Raw genomic sequence first — 18,619 nt, forward strand, 5'->3', positions numbered from 1 at the left:
ATAAGAAGAATAAGTTCATAGACATATTGGATTAACAGAGAATTAAAGAGTAAAAGCTCTTGGTCAACCAAGAGGTTTTAAACGACACATCAACAATATAAAAAATTATACGATGAAGAGTTTGATCCTGGCTCAGGATGAACGCTAGCGGCAGGCCTAACACATGCAAGTCGAGGGGTAGAAGCAGCTTGCTGTTTTGAGACCGGCGCACGGGTGCGTAACGCGTATGCAATCTACCTTATACTAAGGGATAGCCCAGAGAAATTTGGATTAATACCTTATAGTTAATAGCATTGGCATCAATATTATTATAAAGATTTATTGGTATAAGATGAGCATGCGTCCCATTAGTTAGTTGGTGTGGTAACGGCATACCAAGACGATGATGGGTAGGGGTCCTGAGAGGGAGATCCCCCACACTGGTACTGAGACACGGACCAGACTCCTACGGGAGGCAGCAGTGAGGAATATTGGTCAATGGGCGCAAGCCTGAACCAGCCATGCCGCGTGCAGGATGACGGTCCTATGGATTGTAAACTGCTTTTGTACAGGAAGAAACACTTCCATGCGTGGGAATTTGACGGTACTGTAAGAATAAGGATCGGCTAACTCCGTGCCAGCAGCCGCGGTAATACGGAGGATCCAAGCGTTATCCGGAATCATTGGGTTTAAAGGGTCCGTAGGCGGCTTTATAAGTCAGTGGTGAAAGTTTTTGGCTTAACCAAAAAAATGCCATTGATACTGTAGGGCTTGAATATTTGTGAAGTAACTAGAATATGTAGTGTAGCGGTGAAATGCTTAGATATTACATGGAATACCAATTGCGAAGGCAGGTTACTAACAAATGATTGACGCTGATGGACGAAAGCGTGGGTAGCGAACAGGATTAGATACCCTGGTAGTCCACGCCGTAAACGATGGATACTAGCTGTTCGAGCTTCGGTTTGAGTGGCTAAGCGAAAGTGATAAGTATCCCACCTGGGGAGTACGGGCGCAAGCCTGAAACTCAAAGGAATTGACGGGGGCCCGCACAAGCGGTGGAGCATGTGGTTTAATTCGATGATACGCGAGGAACCTTACCAGGGCTTAAATGTAGTTTGACGTATTTGGAAACAGATATTTCTTCGGACAAATTACAAGGTGCTGCATGGTTGTCGTCAGCTCGTGCCGTGAGGTGTCAGGTTAAGTCCTATAACGAGCGCAACCCCTGTTGTTAGTTGCCAGCGAGTAATGTCGGGAACTCTAGCAAGACTGCCAGTGTAAACTGCGAGGAAGGTGGGGATGACGTCAAATCATCACGGCCCTTACGTCCTGGGCCACACACGTGCTACAATGGCCGGTACAGAGAGCAGCCACTTGGCGACAAGGAGCGAATCTATAAAACCGGTCACAGTTCGGATCGGAGTCTGCAACTCGACTCCGTGAAGCTGGAATCGCTAGTAATCGGATATCAGCCATGATCCGGTGAATACGTTCCCGGGCCTTGTACACACCGCCCGTCAAGCCATGGAAGCTGGGGGTACCTGAAGTCGGTGACCGCAAGGAGCTGCCTAGGGTAAAACCGGTAACTAGGGCTAAGTCGTAACAAGGTAGCCGTACCGGAAGGTGCGGCTGGAACACCTCCTTTCTAGAGATGGTTTAAACATCTTTTACTCTTTAACTGTTGGTTCAAAAAAAAAGCAGAATAAAAAATACAGAGTCTCGTAGCTCAGCTGGTTAGAGTACTACACTGATAATGTAGGGGTCGGCAGTTCGAGTCTGCCCGGGACTACAAAGTATTTTATTCAAAGGAAATTCTAGAGGTTAGCTAACCGTACAGTTACTGTTAACTATAAACTGTTAACTAACAACTACGATACGGGGGATTAGCTCAGCTGGCTAGAGCGCCTGCCTTGCACGCAGGAGGTCAAGGGTTCGACTCCCTTATTCTCCACCACAAGAGATTCAGCCAAAAGGGGCTGGAGCGTCCCGCTATAGGCGGGAAGGTCAAGGGTTCGACTCCCTTATTCTCCACAAGAAGCAATAAGCTGTAAGCTTAAAGCTAAAAGCCTAGTGCGTAAAGCGCGAAGCAAAAAGTTCATTGACATATTGAGATACATTTAAAAAGTAGAAAAGATATTAGAAATAATATAAAGCACATTTTTTGGTAGTACGTTATAAGAAATACGTTTTAGGTTTTCGAACCTATAACCTATAGCTTACAACATAGAACTAAAAAAGTAGAGCACAATAAGCAAAATAAGGGCGTATGGGGAATGCCTAGGCTCTCAGAGGCGAAGAAGGACGTGATAAGCTGCGAAAAGCTACGGGGATTGGCACACACGAGACGATCCGTAGATATCCGAATGGGGCAACCCACTAGATTGAAGATCTAGTATCCTGATAAGGAAGCAAACCCGCTGAACTGAAACATCTAAGTAGGCGGAGGAGAAGAAAACAAAAGTGATTCCGTAAGTAGTGGCGAGCGAACGCGGAAAAGCCCAAACCAAAGTTGTTACGGCAATTTTGGGGTTGTAGGACCACAGAATTTTATGCAAATCGAATAAGAATCATTTGGAAAGATGAACCGCAGAGGGTGATAGTCCCGTATTGGTAAGAGATGTAATAGATAGTGGTATCCTGAGTAGGTCGGGGCACGTGAAACCTTGATTGAAACCGGCGGGACCATCCGCCAAGGCTAAATACTCCTGAGAGACCGATAGTGAACCAGTACCGTGAGGGAAAGGTGAAAAGAACCGTGAATAACGGAGTGAAAAAGAACCTGAAACCATACGCCTACAAGCGGTCGGAGCCCATTCGTTGGGTGACGGCGTGCCTTTTGCATAATGAGCCTACGAGTTACCGTTGCTGGCAAGGTTAAGTAATTAAGTTACGCAGCCGAAGCGAAAGCGAGTCTGAATAGGGCGCATGAGTCAGTAATGGTAGACGCGAAACCGTGTGATCTACCCATGGGCAGGTTGAAGTTTGGGTAACACCAAATGGAGGACCGAACCGGTTGACGTTGAAAAGTCTTCGGATGACCTGTGGGTAGGGGAAAGGCCAATCAAACTCGGAAATAGCTCGTACTCCCCGAAATGCATTTAGGTGCAGCGCTGAAAAAGTTTAATAGAGGTAGAGCTACTGATTGGATGCGGGGGCTTCACCGCCTACCAATTCCTGACAAACTCCGAATGCTATTAAATGATTTTCATCAGTGAGGGCATGGGTGCTAAGGTCCATGTCCGAGAGGGAAAGAACCCAGACCATCAGCTAAGGTCCCCAAATGTATGCTAAGTTGAAAAAACGCGGTTTGATTGCCCCGACAGCTAGGATGTTGGCTTGGAAGCAGCCATTCATTTAAAGAGTGCGTAACAGCTCACTAGTCGAGCGATCGAGCATGGATAATAATCGGGCATAAGCATACTACCGAAGCTATGGATTGTACAAGGTACAGTGGTAGGGGAGCATTCTAAACTGGGTAGAAGGTGATTTGTGAGAATTGCTGGACTGTTTAGAAAAGAAAATGTAGGCATAAGTAACGATAATGCGGGCGAGAAACCCGCACACCGTAAGACCAAGGTTTCCACAGCTATGCTAATCAGCTGTGGGTTAGTCGGGACCTAAGGCACACCCGAAGGGGGACGTCGATGGCCAACGGGTTAATATTCCCGTACTTGTAATAATTGTGATGGAGTGACGCAGTGGTGAAAGTACCGCGAACTGACGGAATAGTTCGTTAAAGCACGTACCTATATCTTTAATAGTAAAATGCGTTAGAGATGGAGAAATGCGATAGTACTCGGAGCTTCGGCAAGAGATAGTGTTACCTAAAGGCTGTCAAGAAAAGCTTCTAACCTAGATTATTAGAACCCGTACCGCAAACCGACACAGGTGGTCGAGGAGAGTATCCTCAGGTGCTCGAGAGATTCATGGCTAAGGAATTAGGCAAAATAGACCTGTAACTTCGGGAGAAAGGTCGCCACGCTCAGGCGTGGCCGCAGTGAAAAGGTCCAGGCGACTGTTTATCAAAAACACAGGGCTCTGCTAAATCGTAAGATGACGTATAGGGCCTGACACCTGCCCGGTGCTGGAAGGTTAAGAGGAGATGTTATCTTCGGAGAAGCATTGAATTGAAGCCCCAGTAAACGGCGGCCGTAACTATAACGGTCCTAAGGTAGCGAAATTCCTTGTCGGGTAAGTTCCGACCTGCACGAATGGTGTAACGATCTGGACACTGTCTCAGCCATGAGCTCGGTGAAATTGTAGTATCGGTGAAGATGCCGATTACCCGCAGTGGGACGAAAAGACCCTGTGCACCTTTACTATAGCTTAGTATTGTTCTTGGATAAGTGATGTGTAGGATAGGTGGGAGACTATGAAGCGGCGTCGCTAGGCGTTGTGGAGTCATTGTTGAAATACCACCCTTTGCTTATCTGAGATCTAACCCCGCGTTTCGGGGGACATTGCTTGGTGGGTAGTTTGACTGGGGTGGTCGCCTCCAAAAGAGTAACGGAGGCTTCTAAAGGTTCCCTCAGCACGCTTGGTAACCGTGCGTAGAGTGCAATGGCAAAAGGGAGCTTGACTGAGAGACCTACAAGTCGATCAGGTACGAAAGTAGAGCATAGTGATCCGGTGGTTCCGCATGGAAGGGCCATCGCTCAAAGGATAAAAGGTACGGGGATAACAGGCTGATCTCCCCCAAGAGCTCATATCGACGGGGGGGTTTGGCACCTCGATGTCGGCTCGTCACATCCTGGGGCTGGAGAAGGTCCCAAGGGTTGGGCTGTTCGCCCATTAAAGTGGCACGCGAGCTGGGTTCAGAACGTCGTGAGACAGTTCGGTCTCTATCTACTGTGGGCGTTAGAAATTTGAGTGGATCTGATTCTAGTACGAGAGGACCGAATTGGACCAACCTCTGGTGTATCAGTTGTGCCGCCAGGTGCATCGCTGAGTAGCTACGTTGGGAAGGGATAAGCGCTGAAAGCATATAAGCGCGAAACCCACCACAAGATGAGATTTCTTTAAAGGGTCGTTGGAGATGACAACGTTGATAGGCTATAGATGTAAAGGCAGTAATGTCATAGTCGAGTAGTACTAATAGCCCGTATGCTTATGTGCTCTGGAAGTTGCTTTGTAAAGAATAGTATTAGTATTAAGACGAAAGTATTAAGTATTAAGACTAGCATATCTACAAAAAAATAAAAGTATCGAAAATATGTTAACAATATTGCAGCAAAGCTGCGTTTAAAGTTGAAAGTTTAACGCGTTCAAGGTTAAAACCTGAAACAAAAGAAACTTTAAACCTTAAACAGAGATTTAAGGTGGTTATAGCATCGGGGCTCACCTCTTCCCATTCCGAACAGAGAAGTTAAGCCCGATAGCGCAGATGGTACTGCATCTTCATGTGGGAGAGTATGTCGCCGCCTCTTTTTAGTAAAGCCTGTCTTTTTCAAGACGGGCTTTCTTTTTTTATAGGTGCGGCGTGTCCCTTCGGTCGATCCGCCGCCTTTTTTTAATAAAGCCTGTCTTTTTCAAGACGGGCTTTCTTTTGTTATTTACTACGTACCGTTCGCTTCGCTCGGGTGGTGCGGCGCAATTCGCAAGCTCGGGTCGCTGCCTTTTTTTAATAAAGCCTGTCTTTTTCAAGGATCAATCTCAAAAGTTGGGGGAGGAAATGGAATAAAACAGATATTTGCATTCAAAATTAAAGAAGTTGGGTAGTTATATAGAGTTGTTAAAATTAGTTCTCCCAGAATTTCTAATCGAGTATTTCGAATTAGTCAGAACACAAACATTAGAAGAAACCCTTCATATTTATTTTGAAGAAAAAGCTGGTATTCCCAAAGAATTCAATAATCTTGAATTGGTTTCCAAAGGTTTTTTAAATGAGATAACCATTCAGGATTTCCCCCTTTGTGTGAAACATGAATATCTTCCCGTAAAGAGACGCAGATGGACTGATAAGGTATCGGGAGATATTGTTCAACGAGATTGGAATTTAGTGGCAAAAGGAACTCGTTTGACTTCTGATTTTGCTTTTTTTTTAAAGAAATTAATCGATACTAAAGCAACCAACTGTACCACTATTGGTGGATTCTTTGGCGTTAGTGGCAAAAAACTTCTTCGTCAATACAAAAATAAACTCAGCGATTTTAAGCAATGGAACGAAAAACCACATGCAAAAGAGTGTCTGATATTTCCAGAAAATATCTCTTCATCTCTTTCCTTAGACGAAGTTGCTCTTACCAATGGCGAATTATACACTGTGCTAACCAGTAAAAAAGCAAAAGGCAAAAAAGGAAGTATTGTGGCTTTAACTGCCGGAACTAAAGTCGAAACCGTTATAGAACACATTCGAAAAATTGACGAAAAACTAAGAAAAACCGTAACGGAAATCACCTTGGACATGGCTAATTCTATGAAACTTATTGCTAAAAAATGTTTTTCAAATGCAACTCAGGTAATTGATAGGTTTCATGTGCAGAAATTAGCATTGGAGGCATTTCAGGAGCTACGCATCACTCACCGTTGGACTGAAATGGATAATGAAAACATCCAATTAAAAAAGGCAAAAGAAAACCTATACAAATTCATTCCTGAAATATTGAGCAATGGAGATACGAAAAAGCAGTTATTAGCAAGAAGTCGATACTTGTTGTATAAGTGCAAAAGCAAATGGACAAGATTACAACAAGAGAGCACATCTTTACTTTTTGAGCTATATCCAGATATTAAAAAAGCTTACGGTTTAAATCAACAGCTTCGCAGTATTTACAACAATAATAACGATAAGAATGTCGCTATAACAAAGCTCGCGCATTGGTATGATGATGTTAAAAATCAGGGTTTAAAAGTTTTAATATCGTTGTAAACACAATAACGATAAACTACCATGGGATTTTGAATTACTTTGATAAAAGAAGTACTAGTGCTTGGGCTGAATCTTTCAATGCCAAAATAAAAAACTTTAGAAACCACTTCAGAGGGGTTAGAAATACAGAATTCTTTCTGTATCGATTGACTAGATTATTTGCCTAATCCCCCAGGTTTTGAACTTGATACGGTATTTTTTCACCAACAGGGGGAACATTTTATGCAGTTGCATTTTTTAGTTGAATCTAAGAAATAAAAAAACGAGCCATTTCAAAAATGTCTCGTTAAGGGTGAAAGACGGGTCTCGAACCCGCGACCTTTGGAACCACAATCCAACGCTCTAACCAACTGAGCTACAATCACCGTGTAGGAGTTTTATTTTAAAAGTCAACTCTGAACTTTTGGGTGAAAGACGGGTCTCGAACCCGCGACCTTTGGAACCACAATCCAACGCTCTAACCAACTGAGCTACAATCACCGTGTTTATTTTACGACTGCAAATATACAGATATTTCAATGCTTCGCAAACATTTTTTTTGTTTTTTTATTTCAAATCTGTTAAGGCGTTGACAGCCACATATCTCTCTACTGTAAAACCTTCTGCATAATCAACAAAAACCAATCTTCCTAAGTCTTTTGCGCGGTATTCGATGCTTTCTGTAAAGTTTTTTGTAGCAATAGGCGAAAGCGGTTCTTTAGAATCGGGATCATAAAACTGCGTACTATATGCCATTACTGCATCTATTTTGTGTTGCATAAATTGGGAAATATCTACTACAAAATTTGGTTCAATATTTTTCCATTGTATGTAGTGATACACCAATTTTGGTCGCCATTCGGTTTGAATAACTCCGTTCAATGAAGTTTCAATGCGTCTTAATCCCGATAAAAAACAGGCATCTGAAACCAATTTACTTCCTTTTCCGTGGTCAATATGGCGGTCATCAATTGCATTGCAAATAACAATTTCGGGTTGGTATTGACGTATTTTTTTTATGATTTCTAATTGATGTGCCTCATCGTTTACAAAAAAACCATCTCTAAACTTTAGATTTTCGCGAAATGCTACTCCTAAAATAGTTGATGCTTTTGCCGCTTCTTCTGCTCTGATTGCTGCCGAACCGCGCGTTCCTAATTCCCCTTGGGTTAGATCAATAATACCTACTTTTTTTCCTAAGGATACTTCTTTTGCAATGGTTCCGCCGCAACCCAATTCCACATCGTCAGGATGTGCACCAAAAGCCAATATATCTAATTTCATTCTTTTTCTTTCTGTAAAATTATAAAACCTTATCTACAAAACACTTTTTATGGTTTTGCTTTTATTTACTGTTTCTTCATACTCGTTCTCGGGTATGCTGTCTTTGTTGATACCGCCACCCAAAAATAAATATGCTTGGTTTTTATCTAGTTTCATGCATCGCAAATTTACAAAGAGATCGCTTTTTGTGGAATAATCTAGATTATTAAATTTCCATTCACCTAAATATCCACCATAGAATTCTCGGTTATAACCTTCGTTTTCGATGATAAATTTTTGTGCTTCTTGTTTAGGAAACCCGCACAATGCTGGAGTTGGATGCAATGCTTCTATTGCTTTATACGCATCTTGAGTGTTTTTCAAAACCGCTGCGATATCGGTTTTGATATGCACTAATGAACCAGCTTGGTAAGAGTAGGGTTTGGTTGCCTGTAAGTCATTACTTAACGGTTTTAAAGCATTCATTATAAAATCGGTGACAACTTGCTGTTCGTTTTGTTCTTTTTCCCCCCAAATAATGTTTTTTAAATCCGCATTTGGCTGGTTAATAGTACCTGCCAGCGAAACTGTTTGTACTACATTGTTGTTTATTTTTACTAATTGCTCGGGTGTTGCTCCCATCCACATGCCCACATTGGGGTGGTAAAACCAATATACAAAAGCTGTGGGATATTTTTTTATAAGTCTTTGAAAATAAATCGGATATTTATCTTGTTCAATTGTAACGGTTTCTTTTCGCGAAAGAACCACTTTTTCCATTAAGCCATCGTGAATAGCTTGAATGCCTTTATTTACCAAAAGTAGATGTTTTTCTCTTTCAAAGCTATTGGTTTGGGCAGGGATATCTTGTGAAAATTCCACAGAAAAATCGATAAATTCATGAGTGATATCGCAATCTTCTGGATAAAAAACTATTTTTTCATTTTCATGAAAAGGTGCAAATACAAAACAGCTTTTTGTGAGTTTGGTTGTTGTATGGAGCATTTTGTTTTTTTGAAACCAGCCAACTATCTGTGAATTATTTGGTTTTCGGTAAAGTACAAAAGGGGTACTTGCGGCAAGTGCTTTTTGAAACAAATTATTCATATTACATATAGGTTTTTATTGATTGATACAGATGCAATTGGAGTTATCAACAAAAAACCAGCTTATTAGCTGGCTTTCGTTATAAAATACTTCCTATGAAATTATCGTTTTCCATGGTGCGCCAAACTTCTACATTGCTTATGAATTTGTCTTTGTAGGGTAAGCTGCGGCAATTTAATTGTATTTTAGATACTTTGTTTATATCTACCAAAAAATGATTGTCTTCCCAAAAATAGCAAAACAAAGGCGGCTGATTTCTGTGGATGGATGTGAACTTACCAAACACTTTTACGCGTTTTTTAACTTCTTGCTTTTTTAGAACTTCGAATCCCGATTTTTCAAAATAGGTACGAATCACAATTAAAGGGTTTTCGGTTTGGTTATTTACTTTTTTATACGATTGCAAGTAAAAATCGGTCATTAATTTTTCGTTCACGTATTTGCTTGCTATGTCAAATTCAAAAACAAACAACTGTTCTTTATTAATTAAATCGCGTTTGTCAAAATCTTTTGCAAGCAATAAAATTTCGTTCACACCATTATAAAAATTATAGGAAACCAATAATTCATAATAGTTGATTTTTTTACCTTCTTTATAGTAAAACCTAGGTGAAACCTGGTTAATAGTACCTGTTATTGTCATTAAATAATGTTCAAATGTATTTTTAGAATAATGTTTCAAAGATAGTTAATCTTGGCTTTACATGCGCTACATTTCATCAACTTTTATAGTTTGCCCTGCTGTGTGAGCTGTGTGTTCGGGTGCATACATGCTTTGAATAGTTGAAATACCGCTGGTAAAATTTCCTTCGTTGTTCAATCGCACTTCATAATCAACCACATATTTGCCTTTTCTTAAATAATCAATAAAGAAATGCGTGGCAGCATCGCGTGTGGATTGATAAAAGCGCAAATTGTTTTCATATTTGTAGCCAGACAGCACATCAATCGGTTCAAAAGTTGCTGCGCGTACATCTTTAATGTGTACAAATTCCATGTCTTTTTCGGCAGCAATTTCTAATCGAATAATTACTTTTTGGCCTAAATGCAGTTTGGTTTCGTTTGAAATTTCCTGTAATTTGTTGTCCGAATTTTCTATATAAAATTTTCTAGAAATTTTTAAAATTCCATTGTTTGCTTCTTTTACGGCACTCAAATCTTCAAAATATTGCCAATAGATGCCTCCAAAAACTGGTTTTTCGCTTTTGTTTTTGATGGATACAGCTCCAAAATCATTCGTTATTTCTTCGGATTTCCATTGATAATTTTGGTAGCCCAACAAATCATCCGACTGATTTGCAGCGGTTTCGTTGGTTTTTATGGTTTGATTTCCTAAAGTGATAATTGCTTTGTCTGTTTTTGCTACTTCACTTGAATTTGATAACAACAAGGCATAAATGGCAGCTGTGGTTGCTTTGGTGGTGCCCCAATCTTTGTTTAATTTTTGACTGAGCAACCACGCATTTAACTTTTGAATAGTTGTTTCGTTTTGTTCAATCTCTTTAAAAGCCTCAATGATTAGTGCCTGAACTTCGGCTGCGTTGTAATAGTAATAATTTTGACTGCTGTTTTCTTTCCAATACATGCCATAGGTTTCATCGATCACCGCACTTTCGTTCAGTTGATTTAAAATTTCTTTAGCCCAATTTGTATCGCCTTTTCTGTGCGCAATTAAGGCTATTTTTGCTTTGTTTTGAAGCGATTCATGCACCCAATTTTTCTTTAGATTGTTAAGGTTTTGATCTAATTGTTTGGATACATCGGAAGGAATTGCGAAATCTTTTGTATAATAACTTTTCACAAAAGCATAATCAATTGCAGTTTGGTTTGAAAATTCTTTCTGTTTTTTAAGTTGATCTTGCATTTTCACATCGATGAATCGGTGGGCTTTGTTCACGATATTTTTCACATCAGTTGCAAGGAAATGTTTTACACCCAATTTATCTAATTGTGCTGTTGTAACTAAGATGTGCTGGGTGATATAATCATTTTCAGATCCACCCGAAAACCATCCAAAACCACCCGAAGGATTTTGACGCTCGCCTAAGATTCTTACAATTTCGGTGGCTTCTTTTTCCAATCGATTACTATCAAAATAGGCTGCCCATTGTGCTTTTTTCTCTTCGTTTGAAATTAAATCTTTCATCCACGGAGTTTCTTGAAGCAATACGTTTTTCAAATCTTCATTTTCTTCCAATTTTGATTTAGGATTTTTCCTCCATTCCGCAATCAATTGAACCATCGATTCGTTTTCGTTTAAAACTTTTGTGGCTAAAACATCTGCAAAGTATTTCGAAAAAATTTGCTCGTTGCAATTGTGTTGATAATCAAACAAATAAGGCAATGACTGCATAGCTAACCAAGTAGCATTATGCGAAACTTCCACAACAAATTGATGATTTTTTAAGGTCTTTGAATCATTTCCTAGCAAATTATATAGTTTATAATCTTTATTTTGCATGCCCAGTTGCCAAATAGGTGCAGTTTCGGTAATCAATGTACGGTTGCTTAATACCGGAATAACGCTTTCTTCCCCATCGGTAAAACTTCCCGCTTTTACAGATATACGGTATTGCAAACCTTCTATTTCTTTAGGAATTTCAACCGACCAACTTACCGTATTGGCACTTAGTCCGTTGATGGTTGTGGGAACCAACTGATCGGTTTTAATGATTTTATCTGTTAAATCTTCCCCCGTAATGGTGTTGAACAAACGCAAATAAGCGGTTGCTTGTAAGGGCAAACTGGTGGTGTTGCTTACACGAGCTTTTAGAACAACCACATCGGTTTCACGTACAAAACGAGGCATATTGGGTTGTATCATTACATCTTTTTGAGTGCGGGTAAGCAGTTCTGTATAAATTGTTTCTGCTTTATTGTTGTGTGCTACACCTCTAAATTTCCATTCGGTTAAAGCTTCTGGGGCTTTGAAAGTAATCTCCACACTGCCGTTTTTATCGGTTTTTAAATGAGGATAGAAAAAGGCCGTTTCGCTTAAATTTTTTCGTAGTGGAACTTCTAAGTGAGCTGCGGCTTCTTGTGCTTTTTTGGTGGTAATGATAATTACACCGTTTGCACCCCGATTGCCGTAAATAGCCGTTGCTCCCGCATCTTTTAGAACAGTTACATCATAAATATCGCTTTGCATTAAACTTAATTGCTCAGTACTTACAGGAACGCCGTCTAAAATAACCAAAGGCTTATTGGAATTATCATTAATAGAGCCAATGCCGCGTAATGTTACTTTATCTGTTGCTCCTGGTTGTCCTGTACCAGTAGAAATATTTAAACCGGGGACTTGTCCTTGCAATGTTTGTATGAAACTAGCATTTGGACGACCTTCAATTGTTTTTGATGTGACAGTAAATCTTTCACCACTTCCTGAACCCTTATTACTTTTTAAAGCACCACCAATTAAACTACCCGAATCTTTAAAGTCACCATCAATACTTTCTTCTAAAGAAACATTTATTGAAAGTTCATTATTAGAATAAACTCCTGGAAGATTTTTTAATACTTCTTCCACAAATTTAATTTCTTTTTCTTTTGAATAGGAATCATCAACTTTCAAATGGCTATAAATTCGGTTTAAACGGTATAATTGATAGATTTGGTTTGAAAAATCATCGATCACCGCTTGTGTAATTGGTTCGTTGGTTGGTTCCAAATAAACAACTGTAAAATGCTCTTTTAGTTGTAGTCGTGCTTGTTTAAAACCTAAGGCAGTAATGGCTATTGGTTGGGATTTTTCGCCCCACACTCTTCCAAAACCTTCCGCGTTGGTATGGAATTCGTTGGCGTTTATTATATTGTAAATAAGGGCATTGCTTATGGTTTGCTGGGTAACTGCATGGCGCACTTCGATTTGATAATAACTGCTTTTTTCGTTAAAATAATCAGTAGGCAACTCTTCTAAATAGTTCGTATCCATCCAATCGCTAAAGCTGTAGCCAAAATAATTGAATTGGTTATTATAGAAAGATTGCGTGTAATAAAAATTGGTTTGCAAGCCATAAAAATTGTTCGTAACCAACCGTTTTGTGTTGATTTTACCAAAATCTACAGAAATTGATTTTTCAAAAAGCTCCACATATGTGTCCCAATTTCTATTGTGCAACATATCCAAAGAAGCATCATACATACTGGCTAAAAACTCGCCTTGTAGTGGTTTTTTGCTTTGTTCAGAAAGTAATTTTAATTTCCACTGATATTCACTACCAGGAATTAACTTGTTGTTCCAAACTTCCCATTGAGCAACAAAATTTTCGGAAGTTTTTTGTTGTTGCGGAAGGAGATAACTTTCTTCACCATTAAACATTAAATGCTCTTTTGCAAAATACCATTGATAAGCTATCTTAGTGTTTTCGTTACTATTTGCCAACGGAATTTTCAGTATTTGTGTGCCTTTTGCAATCGGGAATACTTTGGTTTTTAGCTTTGCATCGGTATCAAGAATTTCTAAATAAAGCGTGGTATGTTCATAAGCCGTGTGTACTTGCAAAACTAGCTCTTTAGCCGATGATGTTTGATGTGTTGTTACCTTAAAAGCTTCGTTGGATGCTAATTTTTCGTTGGCATTTATTATTTCGATAGTAGTGGAAGTGGTTAAAGGCAACTTCGATTTTTCATCAATGATTTCAAAAACAACTTTATAGGAGCCTGTTTGCCAATTCGTGATATCGTGGATGAATTTTTTATCTTTTTGTGTGGTGTAATTTCCTTCATAAACCAATTCTTCGTTGGTAAATTTTTGATCTGCTTCATTATAGGCTTCATAAGGGAATAGTGCACGAAATGTTTCTTCATCTATGGAATTCATTTCGGGTACTTGCCACGAACGCTGCATATAAAAACGATTTGGAGGTAAGGTTTTAAAGATTTTAACGGTTCCGTTTACCGATACATCATCACCGTTTTGAGTGAATGAAGTTACATTCAAATTAATTTTTTCGTTGGTCGCTAAATTATTTTTTCCGTAAACGGCAATGCGTGTTGCATAGTTAGCTACAAAAAAGTTCCCACGATTTCCGCGAACTTCGCCTGCGTTGTCGGTAACTTCAAAATGATAATCTACCGAAAATTTTATGTGTTCTTTTTTAATCGTATCGGTTTTCGATTGCGATGGAATAACAAATTTGTAATTAAAAGCACCCGAAGCATCGGTTTGTATAGTATCTTTCTTTACAAAATAATCGCGGTACTCATAGCCACCTGCATTAATTGATACAATGACTTGCGCATTGGCAACCGAGCCACCCGCCAAACTTTTTGCCCGACCAACCAATTCTATTTCTTCATTAAAATAAATGTTTTTCTTGATTTCATCAACCTGCACATCAAATGTGGGGCGTTTGTATTCTTCTACTTTGAAATATAAATTTTTACTGTTTAAATTATTATCGTCCCAAAAACTTTCTTCATCAGTACCTGAATAGTCGTCTAATTCTTCTATATCAATCTCAAAATCGCCAGTCAAAATATTTTTAGGCAATCTAAAAGTTCCGCTAAACGAGCCCATATCGTTTGTGGTAACGGTTCTGGTTTCCAGCTCATCGCTATTGTCATCACTTATTATCAATTGAACCGATTTGTTTTTAACCACTTCGTTACCACTTTCTTTGGTTTGATACAAAATCCCTTTGAATTGCACCTCTTGCCCTGGGCGATAAATAGATCGATCGGTATAAAACAATGCTTCAACATATTCACGGCTTCGATTGGTGTAGTGAGAAACATATTGCTTATTCCAATCTTCATAAACCGTTGTTTGATAGGTTTCGTTAGCAAGAAAAACCTGAACATGGAAAACTCTCGTGGTATTTTCAGTTTTTGTAAACAAAACCGTTCCGTTTTCATTAGTTGTGAAACGTTGTGCATTTATGGTTACTGCAGCGTTTGGATACGGTTTACCAGTTTTAGGATGCACAAAGTAAAACAAAATGTGCCCATAATCTTTATCGTATAAGCTTTCTTGGCTAATACTTTTATTAAAAACCATTACGTTGGAAACTTTGAACGTGTTGTATTGCACGTTTTGAGGAATGGTTAAATCGTTTTCATTTTGATAAGCTACCAATAAATAATTGCCTAACGGAAGTTGTTTACCTAAAATTTCGGTTGATGTACTAAAATATTGTACACCTTCTGGCAAATCAATAGTCATTGTTGCCACAGGTTGATGCGTGGTAGTAATAACCTTATAAATGCTATCGTTTATTTGTTTGGGAAATTTTTTAATATCGTAATAAGCAAGGTGTAGCTTTGGCAGATTTTTATAATTTATGAGATACTTTACCGGTTCGTTTTCATACACCTCATTAAGCAACGAAATAGTAAAAGCCGTTTGTTTTACGGTGTTTTCTAAAGCAACCGCTTTATCTAAAACGTCGTTTTTGGTTGTTTGTTTTCTAATTTCGTTTGTTAACTGTAATGCTTTTTCATAATAATCTTTATGGTCGTTTTTATTCGCTCTGCGTACAAAAAATGTTGCTTGTTCTAATTTGAATCGATTTTTATAGAATTCGGTTTTCAGGTTTTTACCCAAATCATTCATTTGATCAAAGCTTTCAATGTATTGTGCATTCTTTGTAAATCGTAGAAATTTAACTTTATCTAAATTAAAATCGTCGTTTGTTTTGGTGTAGAAATCTTCTAATTGTTGAAAAAGTTCGATGCTTTTTTTAGAAAATAATTCGCGAATATCACTCGATGGTTCTATAATGATTTTCGCTGATTTAAATTGATCCGAGAAATCACTGATTTTCATTACATCATCAAAACGCAAATTATAATAAGCAGTTTCATATTCCGTTATAAAATTTAGCGCAAAAAACTCAAAAACAGTTTGGTTTAAATTGGCATCGATAAAATCATAATCAATCAAAGGTTTTATTTGATGCACCTTGGTTTCTTTCAACAATTTTTCATTTTGAAACAATAAGTCAATTTGTTCGTTCAACACTTGTTTATAATGTTCTGCAGACCATTTTTCAATGTCATCAGGAAGTATTTCGGTGGTGTTTTTTATGTGTGAATTTAGATAATAGTTGTAGGAACTATTAAGTTCATTAGCAATTGTCTTAATATAATACCAGCGATTTATTTCTTTATAAATACCCTTGCTGGTGTTCATTTCTACGGTAATGTCGTTTAAAATATCTTGAGTGGAAACCTCTGCAAGTTGGGTTTTAAACTTTAAAGTATAAATAAACGCTTTTGTTTTTTCGGCTTCGTTTTTTTTGCGATGCGCTTTTTTGTAAAGATGCTGAACCGCTTCATAGGCAGTTTTGTAACTTCCTTTTTTCTCTAATTCATAAACTTTTTGCCAATCTTTAGAAAAATCTTGTGCAAACAAAAACGTGCTGAACAAAAAAGACAGAAGTGTGAAAAAATATTTCATAAATGTGTTGTATAAAAATAGGCTGTTAAAATACGTTTTTTTGTCAAAATATTTGTACAATTCTTTTATGTATTATAAGAAGTGATTTAAACTTATTTTGTAAATAATAAAGGGTTGACGAAATTTGTGTTGCAAAACATATTCATTTCAAAATCAACCCTTATGTACAGTGTACTGAACAAAGATATAATAAAAAAAGAAATAGTACCTTATTTGCCATTAGCAAAACGAGGTTTTCAGGCAACAGTTCCTTTGGAAGAAATAGTAAATGCTGTACTTTACAAACTTAAAACAGGAGTTCAATGGCATCAACTTCCAGTTAAGGCATTATTTGAAGAAAATGTATTAAGTTGGGAATCGGTTTATTATCATTATCGAAAATGGTGTAAGGCAGATATTTTAAAAAAAATCTGGACAAGCATTTTAGAAAAAAACAAATCAAAATTAGACCTTTCGAATGTAGATTTTGATGGTAGTCATACCTCTGCAATTAGGGGTGGTGAAGAAGTAGAATATCAAGGTAGAAAGAAACGTAAAACCACTAACTCATTGTATTTAAGTGATAAACAAGGAATTCCATTAGCCATTTCAGAACCTGTAGCTGGTAACCATAACGATCTTTTTAACATAGAAGTTCAGTTTGAAGTGATAACGGGAACTTTAGAGCAAGCAAAAATTCCAGTTGAAGGACTTTTTTTAAATGCTGATGCGGGCTTTGATTCTAAAGAATTTAGGTTGTGTTGTGAGAAAAAAGAAATACATGCAAATATTTGTTTCAATAAAAGAAATGGCGATACAGATAGAGATGAATATTTTGACCAAGAACTTTATAATGAGAGATATAAAATAGAAAGAACAAATGCTTGGATGGATAGTTTTAGATCCATATTAAATAGATTCGACACAACAGTTACAAGTTGGCTAGGCTTTAATTATTTAGCATTCATCGTAATTGCTCTAAGAAAATTTAATAAAATAAAAGTTTAAATCACTTCTAAATTTAATTTTTAAAACATAAAATAAAATATGAAGAATTTTTTTTTGTTTATTTTTCTAAGCTTACTATTAAGCTGTAAGAAAGATGATAGTATTTTAAAATACAATCAAGCAACAAATAATATTGAGCTCACAGATAAGGATTACGTTATTTTAGCTTTTGATGTATTAAATACATCAAAAAAAGAAATTGAAAAAAAGGAAGTTTCTATAGAATTCAGAAACGAAAGTAAGATAAATCTTAACTTAGACAGTATTTTTATTCAAAATCCTAACTTCAATTTTAAAAGTAGTGCTTATGAAATGAGAGTTCTTTTACAGAAAGTTAATTTTAAAGATTCATTAGTTAGTGATACAGAAAAATATAAGATAATGACTTTATCATCTACTGAATTAAATAGTGGACAAACAAGTTTTAAAGAACTTTTAAAATAGTAAGAAAGGCATCGAATTTCTCGATGCCTTTTCAGTTAATAAACTAATTAGTTATTTATTTTTCCGGACGCAATTTATTGCTAAATGTAATTTTATAAGGTTTTTCGGTGTTTATATCGCCTTTCATCACATAAATAAACTTGTGTTTTGTTGCTTTATCGGTATTTATATAAATGGTTTTCTGAGTTGCTTTGTCGTAAATACTGGTAATTTCGGTATTCACAATGCGCATGTTTTTTGCTAAACCAGTACTTTTTTCGGTGAAAACCATTCCTTTATACAACGTACTATTGTTGTTTTTTACCACCATTTCTTCGCCTGTAAATCCTTGTGTAAAGAACAAAATAGAATATTCTTTTGCAGTAGCGTCATACATTTCCAAGAACTTTTGTTGGGTGCTTGCACTCACTGCTCTAAAATCATTTCTTATTTGTTCGGTATAAAAAATGGCTTCTTTTTCCTTTTTAATCAATTCGGGTTTTTCGTTGGTCGTAGCGGTATCGATGTTTTTTTTCTTAGCAGTTTTGCACGATACCATACCCAAAACGCATGTAATAAAAATTAATTTGCTGTATTTCATAATAAAATTT

7 protein-coding genes, 5 tRNA genes, 3 rRNA genes and 1 pseudogene are annotated in these 18,619 nt (G+C 37.6%); 9 read left to right on the forward strand and 7 right to left on the reverse strand.

Annotation, left to right across the window (positions count from 1 at the left end; all coding sequences use genetic code 11):
• The first annotated feature begins 109 nt into the window (after positions 1–109).
• The 7 genes and pseudogenes from NPX36_RS09170 (at position 110) to NPX36_RS09205 (ending at position 7,017) form a co-directional block, all read left to right on the forward strand.
• Positions 110–1,627, forward strand: a 16S ribosomal RNA gene (locus NPX36_RS09170).
• A 70-nt stretch (positions 1,628–1,697) separates the two neighbouring features.
• Positions 1,698–1,771: transfer RNA gene (locus NPX36_RS09175), tRNA-Ile, on the forward strand.
• A gap of 88 nt (positions 1,772–1,859) precedes the next feature.
• Positions 1,860–1,936, forward strand: a tRNA-Ala gene (locus NPX36_RS09180).
• 3 nt (positions 1,937–1,939) lie between these two features.
• Positions 1,940–2,013 (forward strand) — tRNA-Tyr (locus tag NPX36_RS09185).
• Positions 2,014–2,228: 215 nt separating this feature from the next.
• Positions 2,229–5,096 (forward strand): 23S ribosomal RNA (locus tag NPX36_RS09190).
• Positions 5,097–5,296: 200 nt separating this feature from the next.
• Positions 5,297–5,408, forward strand: a 5S ribosomal RNA gene (gene rrf, locus NPX36_RS09195).
• Together the 16S, 23S and 5S rRNA genes with 3 tRNA genes alongside form the textbook arrangement of a ribosomal RNA operon.
• 302 nt (positions 5,409–5,710) lie before the next feature.
• A pseudogene (locus NPX36_RS09205) lies at positions 5,711–7,017 on the forward strand (ISAon1 family transposase).
• Positions 7,018–7,140: 123 nt separating this feature from the next.
• Here the strand turns inward: NPX36_RS09205 and NPX36_RS09210 are convergent.
• From NPX36_RS09210 to NPX36_RS09235, 6 genes are all read right to left on the reverse strand, one after another.
• Positions 7,141–7,216, reverse strand: a tRNA-His gene (locus NPX36_RS09210).
• Between the two features lie 39 nt (positions 7,217–7,255).
• Positions 7,256–7,331, reverse strand: a tRNA-His gene (locus NPX36_RS09215).
• A gap of 65 nt (positions 7,332–7,396) precedes the next feature.
• A complete protein-coding gene (bshB1, locus tag NPX36_RS09220) occupies positions 7,397–8,113 on the reverse strand; it encodes a bacillithiol biosynthesis deacetylase BshB1 (RefSeq protein WP_257498436.1) in 717 nt (238 codons plus the stop codon).
• 33 nt (positions 8,114–8,146) lie between these two features.
• The gene (locus NPX36_RS09225) at positions 8,147–9,199 is read right to left on the reverse strand and encodes a chorismate-binding protein (protein WP_257498437.1); all 1,053 of its coding nucleotides are present in this window, start codon (positions 9,197–9,199) and stop codon (positions 8,147–8,149) included.
• A gap of 79 nt (positions 9,200–9,278) precedes the next feature.
• Positions 9,279–9,881 carry a hypothetical protein gene (locus tag NPX36_RS09230; RefSeq protein WP_257498438.1) on the reverse strand — a complete coding sequence of 201 codons (603 nt, stop codon included), beginning with the start codon at positions 9,879–9,881 and terminating at the stop codon, positions 9,279–9,281.
• Between the two features lie 27 nt (positions 9,882–9,908).
• Complete coding sequence (locus NPX36_RS09235; protein WP_257498439.1) at positions 9,909–16,598, reverse strand: alpha-2-macroglobulin family protein; 6,690 nt, start codon at positions 16,596–16,598, stop codon at positions 9,909–9,911.
• A 162-nt stretch (positions 16,599–16,760) separates the two neighbouring features.
• Here NPX36_RS09235 and NPX36_RS09240 point away from each other — a divergent pair, with 162 nt between their 5' ends.
• Entirely contained in the window at positions 16,761–17,585 is an 825-nt protein-coding gene (locus tag NPX36_RS09240) for an IS5 family transposase (protein WP_257498440.1), read from the forward strand.
• A gap of 39 nt (positions 17,586–17,624) precedes the next feature.
• Entirely contained in the window at positions 17,625–18,029 is a 405-nt protein-coding gene (locus NPX36_RS09245) for a hypothetical protein (protein WP_257498441.1), read from the forward strand.
• Positions 18,030–18,084: 55 nt separating this feature from the next.
• On the opposite strand, the gene NPX36_RS09250 is transcribed toward NPX36_RS09245, so the two are convergent.
• Positions 18,085–18,609: a hypothetical protein gene (locus NPX36_RS09250; RefSeq protein WP_257498442.1), complete on the reverse strand. Its 525-nt coding sequence runs from the start codon at positions 18,607–18,609 to the stop codon at positions 18,085–18,087.
• Between the last annotated feature and the right edge of the window lie 10 nt (positions 18,610–18,619).

The sequence above is a fragment of the Paenimyroides aestuarii genome, assembly GCF_024628805.1.
GTDB lineage: Bacteria > Bacteroidota > Bacteroidia > Flavobacteriales > Flavobacteriaceae > Flavobacterium > Flavobacterium aestuarii_A.

Coding starts and splice junctions, on each gene's coding strand:
- bshB1 (WP_257498436.1), bottom strand. CDS start 8,113: ATGAAATTAGATATATTGGCTTTTGGTGCACATCCTGACGATGTGGAA.
- NPX36_RS09225 (WP_257498437.1), bottom strand. CDS start 9,199: ATGAATAATTTGTTTCAAAAAGCACTTGCCGCAAGTACCCCTTTTGTA.
- NPX36_RS09235 (WP_257498439.1), bottom strand. CDS start 16,598: ATGAAATATTTTTTCACACTTCTGTCTTTTTTGTTCAGCACGTTTTTG.
- NPX36_RS09240 (WP_257498440.1), top strand. CDS start 16,761: ATGTACAGTGTACTGAACAAAGATATAATAAAAAAAGAAATAGTACCT.
- NPX36_RS09245 (WP_257498441.1), top strand. CDS start 17,625: ATGAAGAATTTTTTTTTGTTTATTTTTCTAAGCTTACTATTAAGCTGT.
- NPX36_RS09250 (WP_257498442.1), bottom strand. CDS start 18,609: ATGAAATACAGCAAATTAATTTTTATTACATGCGTTTTGGGTATGGTA.